The following is a 17,861-nucleotide window of genomic DNA, read 5'->3' on the forward strand; positions in this document are numbered from 1 at the left end:
CGCCAGCGGTCGCTGGCGCACGCTTCGAGTGCCTGCCCTTCCCCGTCCGCTGGCGGCGCTCGACGCGGTCTCGCGCACGCCAGCGCGGCCGGAAGGCTGTGTCGATGCTGTCACGACCACGCCTGGAGGGTCAACCCCGAGCTACGGCTCCATCCGGTACTTCACGGTCGGCGTGCCGTCGAACCGCGGTCCGGGACCGGCCTCGGCGAAGCCGACGCTCTCGGCCGCGTCGGCGACGTGGGGAACGGAGTCCGGCGCGATCAGTTCGACCGGCATCCCCTCGCGCTCGGCGAAGCGGACCGGTTCGCCGAGCAACTGCTCGCAGGCGTCCGCGGTCCCATCGACCTGCGTCACGTGGACGCAGTTCTCGCGCGCATCGAAGCTGACGAAGCCCAGCAGGCCCGGGTCCTGCTCCTCGGCGTCCGCGTTCGGGTCCGTCTCTTCCTCCTCGGACTCGGCGACGCGGACCGTCCGGTCGTGGACTAGGTTGCGCATCACGTCCGTCGGGGCGTCGGCGATCGCGGCCATGTCGCCGGCGTCCGCCTCAACGGCGTCCCGTATCCTCATCGTGTCCACGGTAGTCACCCACGCACATAAATCCGCGGCGTGCGTGGGATGATCACAAGCGTCACACTTTCAATCTCGGGGGCGCTACGTCGACCCATGACCGACGGTCCGGAGGGACACCAGCGCTGTGACTTCTGCCGGTTGCCCCACGCCGTCGACCCGGTCGAACTCGAACATCAGGGGACCACCTACGAGTTCTGTTCGTCCGCCTGCCGGCGGGCGATGCAGGAGTCGGACCGGGTGTTCACCGAGTACCACGGACATCGCCGGTTCGTGCCCGGCGTCGCCGCGCTCGACGACTCCCTCCCCGAGGGGTTGCCGCGCAACTCCTTCGTCCTGCTCGCGGGGCAGGCCGGAACCCGAACCGAGGCACTCCACGCCGAACTCGTCTGGCGGGCGCTCAGACGGGGCGAACCGGCGGTCGTCGTCACCTTTCAGGAGCCCCCGACGTCCGTCGTCGAGACGTTCCTCACGATGGAGTGGAACGTCCTTCCCTACCTCGAATCCGGCCAGCTCCGGATCCTCGACTGCTTTACCTACCGCGTCAGCGACCGCGACCGGATGCACGACCGGATGAGCGCGTGGAACCGCCATCTCCACCGTCTCACCGAGCCGGCGACCGAAACCGTCCGCGACCCCAGCGACATGAGCGAACTGGCGAACAAGCTGGACAACTGCCTCGAAGCCGAGTCGATGGTCGACACCGGCGTCGTGCTGATCGACTCGCTGACGGAACTCGGGACGCTCGTCCAGCCGGTGCAGGCGTACGACTTCGTCAAGGACGTGCGCGCCGACGTCTGCAAGGGCCGGTTCGTCCCCGTGTTCGCCGGGGCGACGTTCAGCGGCGAGAACGGCTCGTTCCCGCACGACCTGGACTACCTCGTCGACGGGATCGTCGACCTCGAACTCAACGGCGGGATCGTCGAGGACACGCTCCTCCGCCGGGTCCGCATCCGGAAGATGTCCGGCGTGCTCACCATCTCCGAGTGGACCGCGTTCGAGTACACGAGCGACACCGGACTCGTCCCGTTCGACCCCGACGAGGAGATGGCGGGGTCGGACCCCGCCGCTCCCGACGACCACCCCGACGACAGCCCGCCACCTGACGAGGAGTCACCGACCGAGTCCGGACCGACTCAAGAGACAGACAGAGCGGAGACGTCGACGCCCGACCCCACCGACGCCGACGCGCCGAAGGCCGACGCGGACGCCGCCCCGTCCGGCGACGGGTAGTCCCGGATCTTCCCTCCAAAATTTCCGGAGATGGACACAGTTATGAGCGCGGTACGGCTACGACATCCCATGACCGTCGTTGCCACGCGCCCGCGGGTGGTCGGATGCGAGTAGTCGCCAAGTTCGGGGGGACCAGCCTTGGGAGCGGCGAGCGCGTCGACCGCGCCGCCGACTCCATCGCCACCGCCGTCGAGGAGGGCCACGAGATCGCCGTCGTCGCCAGCGCCATGGGGTCGACGACGGACGAACTGCTCGACGAGATCACCTTCGAGACGGAGGACGAGGACCGCGCCCAGATCGTCAGCATGGGCGAGCGCACCAGCGTCCGCATGCTCAAGGCCGCCCTCGCAGCCCGCGGGATCGATGCGATCTTCCTCGAACCGGGCAGCGAACAGTGGCCGGTCATCACCGACGCCGCCGGCGAGGTCGACGTCGAAGAGACCAAGCGCCGCGCCGGCGAACTCGCGGCCCAGCTCGACGGCGTCGTCCCCGTGATCACCGGCTTCCTCGCCGAGGACGGCGACGGCAACGTCACCACGCTCGGCCGCGGTGGAAGCGACACCACTGCCGTCATGCTCGGCCGCTACATGGACGCCGACGAGGTCGTCATCGTCACCGACGTCGAGGGCGTCATGACCGGCGACCCCCGCGTCGTCGAGGGCGCGCGCAACGTCGGCGAGATCACCGTCGACGAACTGCGCAACCTCTCGTTCCGTGGCGCGGAAGTGGTCGCGCCCAGCGCCCTCTCGTACAAGGCCGGCAACATGAGCGTCCGCGTCGTCCACTACCAGCACGGCGACCTGCTCACCGGCGGCACCCGGATCGAGGGCGAGTTCCGGAGCCTCGTCGACATGCGCGAGGGATCGCTGGCCTGCATCACCGTCGCGGGCCGCGCCATCCGCAACAGCCCCGGCATCCTGCGTGACCTGACGACCGCGCTCGGCGACGCCGAGGTCAACGTCGACGCTATCGCCAGCGGGATGGACTCCGTGACGTTCTACGTCGACGAGTCCGAGTCCGAGGCCGCCGAAACGGTGCTCCACCGCGAGGTCGTCGACCAGGAACCGCTCTCCAGCGTCACCGTCGAGGAGGGGCTGGCCGTCATCCGCGTCACCGGCGGCGAACTGCCGAACCGGCCCGGCGTGATGCAGGAGATCGTCCAGCCGATGGCCGCGGCCGGCATCAACATCCACGACCTCATCACCAGCGCCACCTCCGTCGCCGCCTTCGTCGACTGGGACGACCGCGAGCAGGCGCTGGAGATCATGCAGAACCGCTTCTAGGGAAAGCCCTTGCTCGGCCTTGGCAGGCCTCGCTGCGCCCTTTCAATGTCCGCCGCCAGAATCGCTGCGCGATTCTCGCTAAGGCCCGCCAGTTTGCGCGAGCGCTGACGGTCGTCAGCGCACGCTTCGAGTGCCTGCCCTCCCCCGTCCGCTGGCGGGGCTCACTACCGTTCGCCCACGCCAGCGTGGCCGGTGGGGGACATCAAACCTGTCACGGATCCCGCATCCGGTGGTCGGATCGATCCGGTTCGGAGACTCTCTCTCGCTGGACGATCGCCGAGTCGACCGCCGTGGTACCGCGACCCTCGGAACTGTTATACGTAAACCCGGCGTACAATTGATTGCAATGGCAAACGGAACTGTTGATTTCTTCAACAACACTGGCGGCTACGGTTTCATTTCCACCGAGGACGCGGACGACGACGTTTTCTTCCACATGGAGGACGTTGGCGGTGCGGACCTCGAAGAAGGACAGGACATCGAGTTCGACATCGAGCAGGCCCCCAAGGGTCCGCGCGCGACGAACGTCGTTCGCAACTGAGTCTCTCTCGACACCACTAACTCGCGATTTTTCGGGTGCTACGACCGACAGCGGTCGCGTCGCGCTGCCGACATCCCAACGAACTATTTTCTTCGACCCGTAGCACGCCGCCATGGATCGGCTGACGACGGTCGACACCGTACACGAGGAGGGGTCGTGGCTCTTTACGATCCGCGACGAGTACGACGAACTCGACGAGGTCCTGTTGCTCCCCTGCGAGGACGGCGTCGAGGCGTGGATCAACCGCTGCACCCACGAGGCACAGCGCTTCGACCGCGGCTTCGGCGCGGCGGTCCGGGACGGACAGCTCGTCTGCCCCAAGCACGGGTCGATGTTCGACACCTGCTCGGGCGACTGCGACAACGGCGACGCCGCCGGCACGACGCTGCCCGGCGTCGACGTGACGGTCAACCGCGGCGACGTGTACCTGATCGACGACGACGTGGCGTTCCAGCACGAGGGCGGCATCGACGACGGCGACGACGGCCCGAGTTCGACCTCCCACATCGGGCTCTGAGCGGGTGCGTCGCCACACCGGGCATCGAAATGTCCCGACCTGCCGACCGATGGATACGTCCGTCCACCGTCACCCGCCGTTCGCCGTCGGGTCGCGGATCTGCCCGACGTCCCGCAGATCCCGCCGATTAGTTTGTTCACGGAGCCGGGCGTACCGGGAGCCATGCGAGCGTACAAGACGAAGATGGTCGAGCGGATCGAGTTGCCCGACCGCGAGGAGCGCGAGGCGAACCTTGAGGCCGCCGGGTACAACGTGTTCAATCTGGACGCGGACGACGTGTACGTCGACCTGCTCACCGACAGCGGAACGGGCGCGATGAGCGACGAGCAGTGGGCCGCCCTCCTCCGCGGCGACGAGGCCTACGCCGGCAGCGAGAGCTTCCAGGAGCTGGAGGCGGCCGTCCGCGACGTGATGGGGTTCGAGCACGTCGTCCCGGCCCACCAGGGCCGGGGCGCGGAGAACGTCCTCTACGGCGCGCTGGTCGGCGAGGGCGACGCCGTCCTCAACAACACGCACTTCGACACGACCCGCGCACACGTCGCCAACCAGGGGGCTGAGGCCGTCGACTGCCCCGCCAACGGCGCGCACGACCCCGACGCTGCCGGCGATTTCAAGGGCAACTTCTCGGTCGAGCGCGCCCGCGAACACGTCGAGCGCGTCGGCGCGGAGAACGTCCCCGTCGTCGTCCTGACGATCACGAACAACTCCGCCGCCGGCCAGCCCGTCAGCGTCGAGAACACCCGCGAGGCCGCCGCGTTCGCCGACGAGATAGACGCGACGTTCGTGATCGACGCCTGCCGGTTCGCCGAGAACGCCTACTTCGTCCGCGAGCGCGAACCCGGCTACGGCGACGCCTCCATCGCCGCGATCGCCCGCGAACAGCTCGGCTACGCCGACGCCCTCGTCATGAGCGGCAAGAAGGAGGGGCTGGTCAACGCCGGCGGCTTCGTCGCCGTCGCCGACGACGACCTGTTCGAGCGCGCCAAGCAGCGCGCCATCCTCTACGAGGGGTTCCCGACGTACGGCGGGATGGCCGGCCGCGACCTCGCGGCGATGGCCGTCGGCCTCCGCGAGGCGGTTGACCTCGGCCGCGTGCGTGACCGCGTCGAGCAGGTCCGCGACCTGGGTGAACGGCTCCGCGACGCCGGGATCCCGGTGTACTGGCCGGCTGGCGGCCACGCCGTCTACGTCGACGCCGGCGACCTGCTCTCGGGGATCCCGACCGAGCGCTTCCCCGGGCAGGCGCTGGTCTGCGAGCTGTACCGCGAGGGCGGCGTCCGCGCCGTCGAACTCGGCGAGTTCGCGTTCCCCGGGGTCGACAGGCCGGATCTCGTCAGGCTGGCGCTCCCGCGCCGGACGTACGACCGCGACCACGTCGACCACGTCGTCGAGACGCTCGCGGCCGTCCGGGATCGTGCCGACGCGGTGACCGGCCTCGAAGTGGTCGACGAACCCGAGATGGCCGAACTCCGGCACTTCTCCGCCCGGCTCCAGCCCGTCTGATCCGCCCGGTCCGCCGTCGAACCACCCCCGGCGCGCTCACCCGAGGATCCGGTCGGCCATCGACTGCGATTCGGCTTCCTCCTCTCGCCCGAGGCGCTTCCGCGCGCGGTGTCGGAGCCCGCTCGGCTCCTCTTCCCGGCCGAACTGTCGCCTGACCTCCTTCCGGAGGCGGTCCACGTCGCCGAGCTTCGCCGACCGCCGCTGCTCCGCGCGCTGCAGGACGACGCCGATCCCCAGAAACAGGGCGGCGTCCGCCAGCTCCGACCGGAACCGTCCCCTGTCGCCGCGGACGGCCAGCGCCTTCAGCAGCGACAGCCCGCCGACGGCGAAGTACAGTTTCGCGTCCGTCCCCCCGCCCCTGATCGCGTCCGTGATGGACATGGCGTCCGTTCTACCCCGGGGTCAGGGTTAACGTTTTGCTCATACCGCGTCGCTGACGCTTCAGCTGGCTGATTCCACGCTCTGACGCGTCGCCCCACTCACCGCCCTTTCTCCAGTCGCGCGCCGATCTTGCGCGGCAGGTCGGCGTCCGCGACGGCGTCCTGTACGGCCCCGATGTCGTACTCGACCCGATGCTCCTCGACTGTCAGCGCGTCGAGGTCGAGCACCGCGTACGCCGCCCGCGGGTCGCCGTCGCGGGGCTGGCCGACGCTGCCGGGGTTCATGACGATCCCCTCCTCGTACTGCTCGTGACCTTGGACGTGGGTGTGGCCCATGATCAGGGCGTCCTCCTCGCCCAGCAGGCGCGGCGAGAACTGGTCGGGGTACGTGTAGCGGTCCGGGTCGTCCGGGTGGCCGTGAACGATCTTCACCTGCCCGTCGTACTCCACACGCTCGTCGGGGAGCGCCGCGAGCCACCCGACTTGGTCGTCCGACAGCGTCTCCCGGGCGTGCTCGACGCCCGCCCCCGCCATGCTGTTGAACCGGAACGCGGTGCCCGTCGCCACCGCACGGTCGTGGTTGCCCATCACTGTCGGCACGTCCCGCTCGCGCACCGCCGCGACGCAGTCGGCGTGCCAGGGGTTGTAGCCGACCACGTCGCCGGCACAGACCAGCCCGTCGACGGGCGGCATGTCGTCGAGCACCGTGTGCAGGGCGACGCGGTTGCCGTGGATGTCGGAGATGACGCCCAGTCGCATACGGATCCCGACGCGGGCGCGGCCCTTCAGGCTTGTCCGCCGTGCGGCGGCGGTTCTGCGTCCTGCCCGTCGTCGCTACCCGTCGCCGTTGACCATTGCGGTCTCGAACCCGTCGTCGGTCCGCGCCACGCCGGCGGCGCAGACGGCGTGCTCGAAGTCGAGGTCGTACGCTTTCCGGGCGGCGGCGGGGGCGTCCTCCGCCGCGAAGTCGAACGCTTCCGGACTGTTCTTCTCGTAGGTCGCCACCAGCGTCGGTTCGGTCACGCGCTCGACGAGCAGGGCGTCCTTCCGGACGACGCCGACGTACGCGCCCTCGCCGTCGAGGACGCCCGCTACGCGGGGCGTGTCGTAATCGTCCTTCTCGTAGTCAAGCGAGAGCAGCGCCGCGGCCAGCGCGTCGCGAGCGGGGTAGCCCAGTCCGAGTTTCTCGGTGATCGGGTCGACGTGCGAGCCGTTGCCCAGGACCGCCGCGTCGTCGACGGTGCGCACGCAGTTGTACGCGATGTAGGGGTTGTCCGTCTCCGGGGCGTCCTCGGTCGGGCCGACCGTCAGCGCGCCCTCGCGGCGGTCGATCCGGCGGTTCGGGAACGAGCGGGAGGAGACGCGGTACGCGGCCACGTCCGGGCCGACGACGACGAAGCGTCCGAGGTACATACCTGTGCATCACTCCGGGCGTGAAATAGTGGTGTCGATCCGCATTCGTGTGCTATCGTTGTCCTTCCGAGCGACGGCCGCCGTCCCGAGGTTCAAATACCGGGTCGCGGCAACCGATCACGTGACGACCGAAGCGGACTGCCTCGCGGCGCTTCGCGAGGCCGCGCGGGAACTCGGCGAGTCGCCGACCAAAGCACAGTACGAGGCGTTGGGGTTGACACCCGCGTCCGCGACGATCTTGCGCGTCATGGGTAGCTGGAACGACGCCAAGGAAGCCGCCGGCCTCGAAACGTTCGAACAGGGGTCGTTGAACGAGGGCGAGGTGCAGCCGAAACCGGACGATGTCGATCTGTCCGACGAGGAATGGCGCGAACTGTCCGGCTATCAACGATGGTACCGAAAGAACCGCGAGTCGGAGATCCGGAAGAAGGACCGCCGACGTGCGGAACTCCGCCGGTGGCTACACGTGTACAAGCGGGACAGCTGTGTCTGCGAGCGCTGCGGCGAGGGAAGTCCGGCCTGTCTCGATTTCCACCATCCCGGGGAGAAAGATATCGGGGTCTCGACAATGATCGTGTACGGGTACTCGAAGGAAAACATCAGAGACGAGATCGACCGGTGTACCGTTCTCTGTGCGAACTGCCACCGCAAGGAACACTACTCCGTCCCTGCCGGGGTCGAGTCCACCGTCGAATAGCGGCGGAAGACATTCGACTTCGCAACACTCAAATACGGATGCCCGCTATCAATAGCTGCGCACTCGAACGCGACGCTACGAGTCCCGTGGGGTAGCGGCCAATCCTGAAGCCTTCTGGGGGCTTCGACACAGGTTCGAATCCTGTCGGGACTACTTCTTCGATTCCACGCCGACCAGCCCGGCGGCCGCCTACCGCATCTCCTCGCCGCCGTTGACGTTCAGCGTCTCGCCAGTGACGAAGCCGGCGTCACGGAGATACGCGACGGCGTCGGCGATCTCCTCTGGCCGGCCGAACCGCTCCAGGGGGATGTCGGCCAGCTCCTCGCGCTTCTCCTCGGGGGTGCGGTCGGCGGTCATGTCGGTCTCGACGTGGCCGGGTGCGACGGCGTTGACCCGGACGTCGGGCGCGAAGTCCGCGGCGTGGCTCCGGACCAGCGAGAGCAGCGCGCCCTTCGAGGCGGCGTAGTGGGCTTCGATCGGCGCGCCGGTGTGGGCCAGTATCGAGGAGATGGCCGTCACCGAGGGGTCGTCGTCGGAGTCGCGGAGGTGCGGCAGGGCGGCCTTCGTGACGGCGAACGCGGAGTTGACGTTCACGTCCATCACGCGGTCGAAGTCCGCGGGATCGAGGTCCTCGGTGTAGACGTGCTGGTCGATCCCGGCGTTGTTGACGACGTGGTCGACGCCGCCGAACGCGTCGGCGGTCCGGTCGACGAGCCGCGCCGCATCCTCGGGGTCCGACACGTCAGCGCCCACGACGACCGCTTCCTGCCCGCGCTCGGCGACGGCGTCGGCGACGGCCCGGGCTGCGCCCTCGTTCGTGTGGTAGTTCACCGCCATATCGTAGCCGTCCGCGGCGAAGCGGAGCGCGATTGCCTTCCCGATCCCCCGCGACGACCCGGTGACGACTGCTGCTGGCATGGCCGGTACGTCGGGCGGGCAGGGCTTGTATCCCCGGGGCGGCGAGCGAACCACCACAAGACTCATTCCACGGGCGTCGAAGGCCGGATCCAGAGCCATGCCACCGACCGTCGCCGTCGCGCACTATCCGGAGGGTGCCGGCCACGCCACGCGGATGCTCGCCGTCGCCGACGCCATCGCGGACGCCGGAGCGACCGTCCGGATGGCGGGCGGCGGCGCGGGCACGGAGTTCGTCGCGCTCAACGGCTACGACGAGTTCGAGCCGACGAACGTCGACTTCATCGACACGTATCAGGGCGGGTCGACGTGGCGGGTGGCGAGCCAGAGCCTTCCCGCGAGCCTCGCCCGGATCGCCGACTACCGGGCGTGGCTGCGCGAAACCGACCCGGACGCGCTGGTCACCGACGACATGTTCGCGGCGATGGCGGCGTCGCGCTGTGACGTGCCGCTGTACGTGCTGAAACACGACATGCCCGGGCTGTACCGCGACCGGATCGAGCGGACCGGCGCGCGGTTCCACACGTCGTTCCAGCTGTCGGCGACGCGGGAGTTCTTCTACCCGGTCGTCTGGCCCGAATCCGGGGTCGATCCGTCGGGGGCGACGCGTATCCCGCCGGTGGCGCTGGAAGGCGATGCCGAGGACGGCGAGGACCGCGAGAGCGCGGACGTGGTAGTCGTCCCGAGCCACTACTCGGAGCTGGGCCGCATCGCCACGCAGCTCCGCCGGCAGGGACACGACGTAATAAACGTGGCCGACGACGACTGGGACCCCGTCCCGTCGCTGCTTCCGTACATCCGCGACGCGGACGCCGTCGTCTGCTCGGGCTACTCCACGATCATGGACGCCGCGGTGGCCGGAACGCCCTGCGTCGTCCACCCGGCGACCGACGAGCAGGACGCCGTCGCGGACTGGCTGGAGCGGTTCGACGTGGACGGCTTCGCCGTCGCCGAGGAACCGCTCGACGTGTTAGACGCCGTCGCCGACCCGCCGGACGCCCCGTCGTTCGGGAACGGCGCGGCGTACATTGCCGAGACGGTCCTGAACGACCTCCGTGACCCGGACCCGTACGCCGCGCCGGAGCCCGACGACCCGGCGGACGCCCCGGACGCGCCCGACGTGTCGACCGCCTCCCGCCTCGGCACCGTCGCCGCGGTGCCGACGCTCTGTGCCGTCGTCCTGTCGACGGCGGGCGGGGCGGCGTCGCCGCTGCAAGCGATCGCCGGCCTCGCGGCTGCGGGCCGTCGCGTGTCCGCCGCCGGACGGCGGGCGGGCATCGCTGCCCTCGGGGCCGGGCGGCGCGTCGCGGAAGTGGCTGCAGGCGGGACGCGTCGTGCCGCAGAAGCGGTCGCTGCCGGAGCGCGTCGCGCCGGCGGAGCGGCTGCAGGCGGGGGGAAAACTGCGACGGGTCGCGCTGCCGACGCCGCGGGAACGGCGGCCGCCGCGGTCGGCGCGGCCGGCCGCGCACTCGCTCGTCGGTGCCGGGCCCTCGCCCGTCTCGCGCCGTCGCGACCGTAGCGCCCGGCGTCGTCGTACCGCAGCGATCGCCTGCTGTCGCCGTGACGCGCCGACTGTGTTCCACGATACCTAGTGACGAATTACCACTTTACGGCTCGGCGACATACCGCCGGCCGTGACCGAACTCGAAGCCCACTACGAGGCGGCGGTGGAGCGCCGCGGCTACGACCGCGTCGACGGGCCGTTCGGCGACCTGTCGGCGTCGTACTCCCGGGAGCGGTTCGCGTTCGCGGACGACGCCGACGCGCTCGCCGCGGCATCGCCCGAGGACACGCTCGTCTCGGTCGGTGTCTCGCCCACGGGCACGCCCCACGTCGGGACGCTGGGGCAGATCCGGACGGCGATCGACTGCCAGCGCGCCGGCTTCGACGTGCAGCTGGCGGTCGCCGACCAGGTGGTGTACAACGCCGGCGGGGGCGACGCCGCGACGCTCCGCGAGCGCGCCGAGCGGTACCGGCGGTTCGCCGCGGCCCGCGGCTTCGACGCCGACGACGGGCGGCTGTACGTCCAGAGCGAGGCCGACGACGTGTTGCGTGCGGCGTTCCGCCTCGGGCGGACCTACGACCCCGACGCGGGCGAGGAGTGGGACGAGTCGACTGCGTTCGAGGAATCGCTCGCCACGGCGTACGACGACGCCGATGACCCCTCGGACGACCGGGACGATACCCCCGACGACTCGCCCGACGCGACCGATTTCTCCGGATCGCTGTGCGGCCTGCTCATGGCGGCCGACACCGTCGGGCCGCTGGCCGACGACTTCGGTCCCGAGAGGACGTACGACCGCGTCGTGCTGGCGCTCGGCGCGGACAACGTCGGGATGGCCCGGCGGTTCGACGCGGTACGCGAGCGGGCCGGCGTCGACGGACGCGTCGTCGGCCTGTTCTCCCGGCTCGTCCCCGGCGTCGACGGGACCCCGAAGATGTCGAAGGGGATCGACGGGTCTGGCATCCACCTCGGCATGTCTCCGGACCGGATCCGCGAGCGCGTCACCGATCCGGTGCTGGACGCGGACCGCCCGTCCGAGTCGGTCGTCTTCGAGATGCTGCGGCTGGTGCCGCCCGGCGACGGCGATGCTCCGGGCAATCTGCGCGACGCCTGCGCCGCGGGGGACGCCCGCTGGCGCGACGCCGTCGACGAGTGCGCCGACCACCTCGCGGCGGCCGCCGAGGCGTGGCAGGGGACTGCCAGCATCCGACCCGACGGCCCCGAGGCGACCCGGTAACACCGACGTAACGCGGTGGCATCGCCGCCGCCGAACGCTCAAGTGGTTTCCGGACGAATCTGGTTGTGTAATGCAACTGGATGCAGACGCCGACCAGCACCGCGTATCGCTCGCAACCGACGCCTCCGCCGCTGAGGTGACGAACTGATGGCCGCCACCAGCGTGCTCGTGACGGGCGCGACGGGGAACCAGGGCGGCGCGGTCGTCGACCACCTGCTCGCCGCCGACGCCGAGTTCGACGTCCGCGGGCTGACCCGCGACGCGTCGAGCGACGCGGCGTCCGCCCTCGAATCCCGCGGCGTCACGATGGTCGAGGGCGACCTGCACGACCCCGACTCGTTCCGAGCCCACGTCGCAGACGCCGACGCCGTCTTCGCGGTGACGAACTTCTGGACGCAGGGGTACGAGGCGCAGGTCGAGCAGGGCGAGAACCTCGCCGACGTGGCCGCCGACGAGGGCGTCGAGCAGTTCGTGTTCAGCGGCGTCGGGAGCCACGAGCGCGACACGGGCGTCCCGCACTTCGACTCGGCGTGGGACATCGAGCAGTACGCCCAGGACCTTGACCTGCCGCTGACGGTACTCCAGCCGGTGTTCTTCTACCAGAACCTGGAGGCGTTCGCCGAGGACATCGTCGAGGATGGCACGGTCGCGCTCCCGCTTGCGGAGGGCGTCTCGCTCCAGATGGTCGACGTGGACGATGTCGGCCGCGCCGCCGCCGTCGCCCTCGAGCGCCCCGACGAGTTCGTCGGCGAGCGCTACGAACTGGCCGGCGACGACCTGACGCTCGCGGAGACGGCCGCGGTGCTCTCCGAGGTCACCGGCGTCGACGTGGACGCGTACAACGTCCCCATCGAGGACGCCTACGAGGACTTCGGCGAGGAGTTCACCGTGATGTGCGAGTGGTTCAACGAGGTCGGCTACGACGCAGACATCGACCAACTCGCCGAGACGTTCGGCTTCGAGTTCACGACGCTGCCCGAGTACCTGCGCGACCACGGCTGGGCGGAGAAAGAGGGCATGGCCGCCGTCCCCGGCTGGGTCAAGGCGATGCAGTAACGTCGGTCACACTTCTTCGATCAGGTGAACTGCTTCGGGGGCGACTGCGAGCGCCACCGTCGCGCCGCGCTCGACCCCGGCGCGCTCGAATTCGGTCGCGCCGACCGCCGCAGTGACCGCCACGTCCGCACCGTCGATGGCCACCGTCACGCGGTACTCGTCGCCTTCGTGGAGCCACCGGGTGACGGTACCGTGGAGCACGTTCCCGCCGTCGGGTTCGCTTACCGAGCCGCCGGCCCCCTCAAGGCGGATCCGTGCGGGCCGGACGCAGGCCGTCACGGACGCCCCGGCTGGCGCGTCCCGCGCCGAACGGATGGTCCGGTCGCCCAGTGCGAGCGCGACGCCGTCGCGATCGCGCTCGACGACGCGCGCCTCGAACACGTTCTCGCTGCCGGTGAACCGCGCGACGAACGGCGTCGCCGGGCGGTCGAGCACGCCCGAGGGCGTGTCGACCTGTTCGATTTCGCCGTCGCGCATCACAGCCACGCGGTCGCCGACCGCCGTCGCGACGCGGCGGTCGTGGGTCACGAGCACCGTCGGGACGCCGATCGAGTCGAGCGCGTCGTGGAGCGCCTCGCGGAGGCGGCGGCGGACCGGCGCGTCGAGGTTCGCCAGCGGCTCGTCCAGCAGGAGCGCGTCGGGGTCGGCCGCGAGCGCCCGGGCGAGCGCGACGCGCTGGCGCTCGCCGCCCGACAGCGCCGTTGCCGGGCGGTCCAGCACCTCCGCGACCTCCAGTGTCGCGGCCAGGTCTTCGACGCGCTCCGGCCCTGCCCCGGCGTACGCGACGTTCTCGCGGGCGGTCATGTGCGGAAAGAGCGCGCCGTCCTGGAACACGACGCCGACGCCGCGCTCCTCGGGCGGGCGGCCGTCGATGCGGCGGCCCGACAGCGAAACTTGCCCGCCGTCCGGGTCGAGCGTGCCGGCGACCAGCCCGAGCAGCGTCGTCTTCCCGCAGCCGGACGGGCCGAGGACGGCCAGCACCTCGTCGTCGACCGACAGGTCCACCGGCCCGAGCCGGAAGCCGTCGAACGCCTTCGTGAGGTTTCGGACGGCGAGCATGGTCAGGCCAGTGGGTTCGAGCCGAGGGCGTTCAGCGCGGCGAGCGTGGCGACGGCGACGCAGACGAGGACGACCGCGACCGGGAACGCGGCGTCGATCCCTGCGGTGGTAAAGGACACCCAGATCTGGACCGGCATCGTCCGGGGGTAGTACGCGAGCATGATCGTCGCGCCGAACTCCCCGAGCGCCCGGGCGAAGGCGAGGGTGATCCCGGCGAGCACGCCCGGCCACGACAGCGGGAGCGTCACGCGCCGGAACGTCGTCAGCCGCCCCTTGCCCAGCGACCGCGACGCGTGCTCCAGGCTCGGGTCGACGCTCTCGAACGCCGCTTTCGCCGTGACGACGACGAACGGCGACGCGACGAACGTCTGTGCGAGCACGACGCCGACGAGCGAGCGCGTCAGCGGCAGGCCGCTCGCGGCCGCCAGTTCGCCGAGCGCGGTGCCGGGGCCGACCACGGTGAGCAGGAGCATCCCGCTGACCACCGGCGGGAGGACGAGCGGCAGCACGACGGCGGCGGTGACCAGCGTCGCGGCCCGGCCGTCGGCGCGGGCCAGCCAGTACGCCAGCGGCAGGCCGAGCGCCGTGGCGACCGCGGTGCTGGCGGCGGCGGCCGTCACGGAGGTCCGCACGGCGGCGAGGACCCGCGGCGTCGTCAACTGTTCCCAGACGGCCGCCGGCGGCTGTGCCACCAGCAGCGACGCGAGCGGGACGAGGTAGTACAGCAGGAGGACGCCCCCGAGCGCGAGGGCGACGGCCAGCGGGTCGAGCCGCCGTCCGGCGGCCTCAGAGCGCGTCGGGAACATCGCCCCTGTACCGCGGGTAGTTCGCGGGCGCTCCGAAGCCGAACTCGTCGAGGTACGCCCCGGCGACGTGCGTCTCGAACGCGTCGACCGCCGGTTCGGCGTCCCGGCGGAGCGTCGCCGCGTAGCTGATCGGCCCGCCCCGGACCGTCTTGCCGCCCGGCAGTTCGTACGTCGCGGTCGCGTACTCGTCGGCGCGGTCGGGGTCGCTCAGGTCGACTGCCGGCGGGAGGGCGACGAAATCGTATCCGCGGTCGAGGGCCATGCTCCGATAGGTGAACGCGGCGTCGACCCCGCCCGTCTCGAACTGGCTCAACAGCTGCGTCTCGGGGTACACCTGGTCGCGCTCCGGGATCGCCGTGCGGAGGTCCGCGTCCGTCCCGTAGTGCTCGGTCGCCAGTTCCAGCGCGAACAGGGTGCGGTAGCCGAGCGGGTCGAGGTCGGGGTCCGTCCGGCCGAGCGACACGCCGCCGTTCAGGAGGGGTCGGTACCACCCCTCGCGGCCGGCTTCCGCGACGCGCCGGCCGCCCTCGCTGTCGCCGTCGTACGCCAGCACGACCGCGTTGGTGGCGAACTCCGCGTACCAGTCCGGGTGGAGCGGCCCGTCGAACAGCGCTGTGTCCGCAAGCGTCACGATGTCGGGGTCCTTCGCGCCCTCCGCGACGAGCCGGGCCGCCCGCGCGGAGCCGTGTGCCTCGACCCGGAGCGGGGCATCGACGCGCTCGCGGAGCCCGTTCTCCAGCGCGTTCTGGAGGCTCCCGGCGGCCAGCACGGAGACGGCGTCGCCGCCGCCGGACACCGCCCCGCAGCCCGCCAGCCCGGCGACGCCGCCCGCTGCGGCCGAGAGCAGCGTCCGTCGCCCGACGCGGTCGTCGCCGTCCATGGATGTGCAATCGAAACGGTTCGACCTAAAGCTTATCCCAAACGGTTTCGTTTGATCCGCCATGCCGACCGCCGAGGACACCGCGCTGACCGACCGGCAGGTCGAGGTGCTCGAACTCCGGGAGGCGGGCCTCACTCAGCGCGAGGTCGCCGAGCGCCTCGGGACGACCGCCTCGAACGTGAGCGCGATAGAGCGCGCCGCCCAGGAGAACGTGGGACAGGCCCGGCGGACGCTCGAACTGGTGCGGACGCTCCGGTCGCCCGTCCGCTTCACCGTCGACGCCGGGACGTACTTCGAGGACCTCGTCGACGCGGTGTACGACCACGGCGACGAGGCCGGGATCAAGGTGGACTACTGCACGCCCGAACTGAACGCCCACCTGTACGGCGAACTGGAGGACCACGTCGCCGACAGCCGCCTCGACACGGCGGTCGAGGTCGGCCTGACGGAGGACGGCGAGGTGAAGGTGTACGTCGACGGGGCGTAGCGCGCCGGAGTCACTCGCCCCCGTCCTGTGCCGGCAGCAGGAGGAACAGCAGTGCGGCGACCGCCGTGACGACCGCGAGCAGGTAGAACGACTCGTCGAGCAGCCCGCGGTCCGACAGCACCCCCACGACAGTCGAGCCGCTGGCCCCGAGCAGGAAGAAGACCGTCCGCAGGAACCCCCACGCCGTCCCGGTGCCCTCGGGCGGCAGCGCGTCGATGATGTACGCGTTCATCACCGGCTGGACCGCCATCTGCCCGGCGAGCAGGGCGACCACGGCGGCGACGGGAACCAGCCCGCCGACCCACGGGAGCGCGGCCAGCGTCGCCACGGTCGCGGCGGTCACGACGGCCATCACCGCCCGCGTCCCGTAGCGGTCGACCGCGTCGCCGCCGGCCAGCTGGAACGCCGCGCCGGCGACGAACAGGAGCGCGAACAGCGCGCCGGCGACGCCCTGGCTGAGCTCCTTCGCCCGGATGAGGTACGTCGGGAGGAAGGCGGTCAGCGCCTGGAACGTGAACAGCATGAGCGTCAGGGCCGCGACGGCCGTCACGACCTGCCGGTCCGCGAGCGCGCGGCGGAGCGTCCGGGCGAGCGGCGCGTCGGCGTCGTCGCTCCCCTCGCTCCCCGTATCGGCCGGAACGTACCGCCACGTCGCGACGGCGGTGGCGAGAAACAGCGGGACGGCCAGCCCGACGCCGAGCCGCCAGCCGTCCGTCGACCCCTCCGCGAGGAGGCTGGCGACGAAGGGAAGCGCTGCCGACCCGAGGCTCCCGGCGGCGAGCGTGATCCCGAACGCCCGGCCCGGCGTCGGCGCGAACAGGTTCGAGAGCGCGATGCCTCGCGGCGGCCCGAACAGCCCCGTCCCGAGCCCGAACAGCGCGCAGGCGACGAGGAAGACGGCGAAGACGGGTGCGACCGCGGTCGCGGCCAGGCTCCCGCCCGCGAGCACGAGGCTGACGGCGAGCAGCGTCCGCTCGTCCACCCGGTCGGCGAGCGCCCCCGCGGGGAACTGCATCACGCCGTAGCCGACCCAGATGACGGAGACGGCCAGCCCCGCGGTCGCGTCGTCGATGTCGAACGCCGTCCGCACCTGCGGCAGGATCGCGGGCAGCAGGAAGCGCGCGCCCAGCGTGAGAAACCAGCCGACCGCCAGCGCGGTTAGCGCCGGTACGAGGCTGTCGTCCGTCCGGTCCCGTGAGTCCACGTTGCCCGAGGATCCTCGGCCGGCGGACAAGAAATCACGGATCGCGGAACCGCGGCGCGCGTCCCGTCGCTAGTCGGCGTCGACGACGGTCGACACGCGGGCGTTCTCCTTCAGCCGGATCCCCGCGCCGCCGACCGACAGCGGCACCGGCCCGAGTTCCGCGACGGTCATCGTCGGGTGGCTGGCCCCGCGCTCGCGCAGTTCGCGTCGCGGCTGGACGGTCAGCGCCGCGTCGCCGGCGACCGACTCGTTGTACGCGACGAGGTACTGCCCCGCCTCCAGGTGCCACCACTCGTAGTCGTCGTCCTCGTTGCGCCACGTGCGCTCGTGGGGCGTGCGCTCGGCGTCGGTCAGTTCGCCGCCGCCGAAGTCGACGCGGCCGGGCGCGGTCACCTCGTACACCTCGCTCACGGTGAGGTCGACGCCGTCGTCGTGGACCTGCGTCGGTTCGTGGAGCAGTCCGTCGACGTGGCTCGCGATGTCGTCGGTCATCGCCCGACAGTACGGCCCGCCCGGAGGAAAAAGTGGCCGTCGTTGCGGCCGGGAACCGCCGGCGATGCGTCCGGACCGACGCTGCGC

Annotated in this window: 20 protein-coding genes and 1 tRNA gene; 11 read left to right on the top strand and 10 right to left on the bottom strand. The window is 71.0% G+C overall.

From position 1 onward, the window contains the following. Window positions 1-141 precede the first annotated feature (141 nt). Window positions 142-567 carry a hypothetical protein gene (locus tag D8896_RS04560; RefSeq protein ID WP_121820900.1) on the bottom strand — a complete coding sequence of 142 codons (426 nt, stop codon included), beginning with the start codon at window positions 565-567 and terminating at the stop codon, window positions 142-144. Window positions 568-663: 96 nt separating this feature from the next. On the opposite strand from D8896_RS04560, the gene D8896_RS04565 reads away from it, so the two are divergent. From D8896_RS04565 to D8896_RS04585, 5 genes are all read left to right on the top strand, one after another. Next, on the top strand, window positions 664-1,800 hold the full coding sequence (locus D8896_RS04565; protein WP_205596770.1) for an ATPase domain-containing protein: 1,137 nt from the start codon (window positions 664-666) through the stop codon (window positions 1,798-1,800). 104 nt (window positions 1,801-1,904) lie between these two features. Then, window positions 1,905-3,083: an aspartate kinase gene (locus D8896_RS04570; RefSeq protein WP_121820901.1), complete on the top strand. Its 1,179-nt coding sequence runs from the start codon at window positions 1,905-1,907 to the stop codon at window positions 3,081-3,083. A gap of 346 nt (window positions 3,084-3,429) precedes the next feature. Continuing rightward, on the top strand, window positions 3,430-3,624 hold the full coding sequence (locus tag D8896_RS04575) for a cold-shock protein (protein WP_121820902.1): 195 nt from the start codon (window positions 3,430-3,432) through the stop codon (window positions 3,622-3,624). A 112-nt stretch (window positions 3,625-3,736) separates the two neighbouring features. Then, complete coding sequence (locus D8896_RS04580; protein WP_121820903.1) at window positions 3,737-4,141, top strand: Rieske (2Fe-2S) protein; 405 nt, start codon at window positions 3,737-3,739, stop codon at window positions 4,139-4,141. Window positions 4,142-4,303: 162 nt separating this feature from the next. Continuing rightward, window positions 4,304-5,644 (top strand): tryptophanase, encoded by a 1,341-nt coding sequence (locus D8896_RS04585; protein WP_121820904.1) that lies wholly within the window; start codon window positions 4,304-4,306, stop codon window positions 5,642-5,644. A 36-nt stretch (window positions 5,645-5,680) separates the two neighbouring features. On the opposite strand, the gene D8896_RS04590 is transcribed toward D8896_RS04585, so the two are convergent. The 3 genes from D8896_RS04590 to D8896_RS04600 all read right to left on the bottom strand — a co-directional run bounded on the left by D8896_RS04590 (window position 5,681) and on the right by D8896_RS04600 (window position 7,437). Continuing rightward, the gene (locus tag D8896_RS04590) at window positions 5,681-6,025 is read right to left on the bottom strand and encodes a hypothetical protein (protein ID WP_121820905.1); all 345 of its coding nucleotides are present in this window, start codon (window positions 6,023-6,025) and stop codon (window positions 5,681-5,683) included. Window positions 6,026-6,123: 98 nt separating this feature from the next. Continuing rightward, window positions 6,124-6,783 (bottom strand): metallophosphoesterase family protein, encoded by a 660-nt coding sequence (locus tag D8896_RS04595; protein ID WP_121820906.1) that lies wholly within the window; start codon window positions 6,781-6,783, stop codon window positions 6,124-6,126. A gap of 75 nt (window positions 6,784-6,858) precedes the next feature. Beyond that, window positions 6,859-7,437 carry an IMP cyclohydrolase gene (locus tag D8896_RS04600; protein WP_121820907.1) on the bottom strand — a complete coding sequence of 193 codons (579 nt, stop codon included), beginning with the start codon at window positions 7,435-7,437 and terminating at the stop codon, window positions 6,859-6,861. Between the two features lie 121 nt (window positions 7,438-7,558). Between D8896_RS04600 and D8896_RS04605 the strand changes: the two genes are divergently transcribed. Then, window positions 7,559-8,134 (top strand): homing endonuclease associated repeat-containing protein, encoded by a 576-nt coding sequence (locus D8896_RS04605; protein WP_121820908.1) that lies wholly within the window; start codon window positions 7,559-7,561, stop codon window positions 8,132-8,134. A gap of 80 nt (window positions 8,135-8,214) precedes the next feature. Continuing rightward, a tRNA-Gln gene (locus D8896_RS04610) sits at window positions 8,215-8,287 on the top strand. A gap of 36 nt (window positions 8,288-8,323) precedes the next feature. On the opposite strand, the gene D8896_RS04615 is transcribed toward D8896_RS04610, so the two are convergent. Beyond that, window positions 8,324-9,052 (bottom strand): glucose 1-dehydrogenase, encoded by a 729-nt coding sequence (locus D8896_RS04615; RefSeq protein WP_121820909.1) that lies wholly within the window; start codon window positions 9,050-9,052, stop codon window positions 8,324-8,326. 97 nt (window positions 9,053-9,149) lie between these two features. On the opposite strand from D8896_RS04615, the gene D8896_RS04620 reads away from it, so the two are divergent. The 3 genes from D8896_RS04620 (at window position 9,150) to D8896_RS04630 (ending at window position 12,846) form a co-directional block, all read left to right on the top strand. Next, window positions 9,150-10,568, top strand: coding sequence for a glycosyltransferase (locus D8896_RS04620; RefSeq protein WP_240451999.1), 1,419 nt, complete (start codon window positions 9,150-9,152; stop codon window positions 10,566-10,568). A 115-nt stretch (window positions 10,569-10,683) separates the two neighbouring features. Further along, a complete protein-coding gene (locus tag D8896_RS04625; RefSeq protein WP_121820910.1) occupies window positions 10,684-11,790 on the top strand; it encodes a nucleotidyl transferase family protein in 1,107 nt (368 codons plus the stop codon). Window positions 11,791-11,937: 147 nt separating this feature from the next. Next, on the top strand, window positions 11,938-12,846 hold the full coding sequence (locus tag D8896_RS04630) for an NmrA/HSCARG family protein (RefSeq protein ID WP_121820911.1): 909 nt from the start codon (window positions 11,938-11,940) through the stop codon (window positions 12,844-12,846). Window positions 12,847-12,852: 6 nt separating this feature from the next. Here D8896_RS04630 and D8896_RS04635 read toward each other — a convergent pair whose 3' ends face one another. Genes D8896_RS04635 through D8896_RS04645 form a run of 3 tightly spaced genes read right to left on the bottom strand, consistent with a single transcriptional unit; the run spans window position 12,853 to window position 15,591 of the window. Next, window positions 12,853-13,905: an ABC transporter ATP-binding protein gene (locus tag D8896_RS04635; protein WP_121820912.1), complete on the bottom strand. Its 1,053-nt coding sequence runs from the start codon at window positions 13,903-13,905 to the stop codon at window positions 12,853-12,855. Window positions 13,906-13,907: 2 nt separating this feature from the next. Continuing rightward, window positions 13,908-14,711 (bottom strand): ABC transporter permease, encoded by an 804-nt coding sequence (locus D8896_RS04640; protein WP_121820913.1) that lies wholly within the window; start codon window positions 14,709-14,711, stop codon window positions 13,908-13,910. Next, a complete protein-coding gene (locus D8896_RS04645; RefSeq protein WP_121820914.1) occupies window positions 14,692-15,591 on the bottom strand; it encodes an extracellular solute-binding protein in 900 nt (299 codons plus the stop codon). The genes D8896_RS04640 and D8896_RS04645 overlap by 20 nt, the downstream gene beginning before the upstream one ends. A 61-nt stretch (window positions 15,592-15,652) precedes the next feature. Here D8896_RS04645 and D8896_RS04650 point away from each other — a divergent pair, with 61 nt between their 5' ends. Then, on the top strand, window positions 15,653-16,078 hold the full coding sequence (locus D8896_RS04650; protein WP_121820915.1) for a Tfx family DNA-binding protein: 426 nt from the start codon (window positions 15,653-15,655) through the stop codon (window positions 16,076-16,078). A 10-nt stretch (window positions 16,079-16,088) separates the two neighbouring features. Here D8896_RS04650 and D8896_RS04655 read toward each other — a convergent pair whose 3' ends face one another. Both D8896_RS04655 and D8896_RS04660 read right to left on the bottom strand, forming a co-directional pair. Continuing rightward, the gene (locus tag D8896_RS04655; protein WP_162991440.1) at window positions 16,089-17,282 is read right to left on the bottom strand and encodes an MFS transporter; all 1,194 of its coding nucleotides are present in this window, start codon (window positions 17,280-17,282) and stop codon (window positions 16,089-16,091) included. A gap of 69 nt (window positions 17,283-17,351) precedes the next feature. Next, window positions 17,352-17,774 (bottom strand): dCTP deaminase/dUTPase family protein, encoded by a 423-nt coding sequence (locus D8896_RS04660; RefSeq protein ID WP_121820917.1) that lies wholly within the window; start codon window positions 17,772-17,774, stop codon window positions 17,352-17,354. Window positions 17,775-17,861 lie beyond the last annotated feature (87 nt).

The organism is Halostella salina, from assembly GCF_003675855.1.
Classification (GTDB): Archaea; Halobacteriota; Halobacteria; order Halobacteriales; family Natronoarchaeaceae; genus Halostella; species Halostella salina.

What these genes read in the sequence shown, in the direction of transcription:
- D8896_RS04615 (WP_121820909.1), bottom strand. Translation starts at nt 9,052, where the DNA reads ATGCCAGCAGCAGTCGTCACCGGGTCGTCGCGGGGGATCGGGAAGGCA.
- D8896_RS04590 (WP_121820905.1), bottom strand. Translation starts at nt 6,025, where the DNA reads ATGTCCATCACGGACGCGATCAGGGGCGGGGGGACGGACGCGAAACTG.
- D8896_RS04650 (WP_121820915.1), top strand. Translation starts at nt 15,653, where the DNA reads ATGCCGACCGCCGAGGACACCGCGCTGACCGACCGGCAGGTCGAGGTG.
- D8896_RS04575 (WP_121820902.1), top strand. Translation starts at nt 3,430, where the DNA reads ATGGCAAACGGAACTGTTGATTTCTTCAACAACACTGGCGGCTACGGT.
- D8896_RS04565 (WP_205596770.1), top strand. Translation starts at nt 664, where the DNA reads ATGACCGACGGTCCGGAGGGACACCAGCGCTGTGACTTCTGCCGGTTG.
- D8896_RS04640 (WP_121820913.1), bottom strand. Translation starts at nt 14,711, where the DNA reads ATGTTCCCGACGCGCTCTGAGGCCGCCGGACGGCGGCTCGACCCGCTG.
- D8896_RS04660 (WP_121820917.1), bottom strand. Translation starts at nt 17,774, where the DNA reads ATGACCGACGACATCGCGAGCCACGTCGACGGACTGCTCCACGAACCG.
- D8896_RS04635 (WP_121820912.1), bottom strand. Translation starts at nt 13,905, where the DNA reads ATGCTCGCCGTCCGAAACCTCACGAAGGCGTTCGACGGCTTCCGGCTC.
- D8896_RS04580 (WP_121820903.1), top strand. Translation starts at nt 3,737, where the DNA reads ATGGATCGGCTGACGACGGTCGACACCGTACACGAGGAGGGGTCGTGG.
- D8896_RS04600 (WP_121820907.1), bottom strand. Translation starts at nt 7,437, where the DNA reads ATGTACCTCGGACGCTTCGTCGTCGTCGGCCCGGACGTGGCCGCGTAC.
- D8896_RS04630 (WP_121820911.1), top strand. Translation starts at nt 11,938, where the DNA reads ATGGCCGCCACCAGCGTGCTCGTGACGGGCGCGACGGGGAACCAGGGC.
- D8896_RS04570 (WP_121820901.1), top strand. Translation starts at nt 1,905, where the DNA reads ATGCGAGTAGTCGCCAAGTTCGGGGGGACCAGCCTTGGGAGCGGCGAG.
- D8896_RS04585 (WP_121820904.1), top strand. Translation starts at nt 4,304, where the DNA reads ATGCGAGCGTACAAGACGAAGATGGTCGAGCGGATCGAGTTGCCCGAC.
- D8896_RS04645 (WP_121820914.1), bottom strand. Translation starts at nt 15,591, where the DNA reads ATGGACGGCGACGACCGCGTCGGGCGACGGACGCTGCTCTCGGCCGCA.
- D8896_RS04560 (WP_121820900.1), bottom strand. Translation starts at nt 567, where the DNA reads ATGAGGATACGGGACGCCGTTGAGGCGGACGCCGGCGACATGGCCGCG.
- D8896_RS04595 (WP_121820906.1), bottom strand. Translation starts at nt 6,783, where the DNA reads ATGCGACTGGGCGTCATCTCCGACATCCACGGCAACCGCGTCGCCCTG.
- D8896_RS04620 (WP_240451999.1), top strand. Translation starts at nt 9,150, where the DNA reads ATGCCACCGACCGTCGCCGTCGCGCACTATCCGGAGGGTGCCGGCCAC.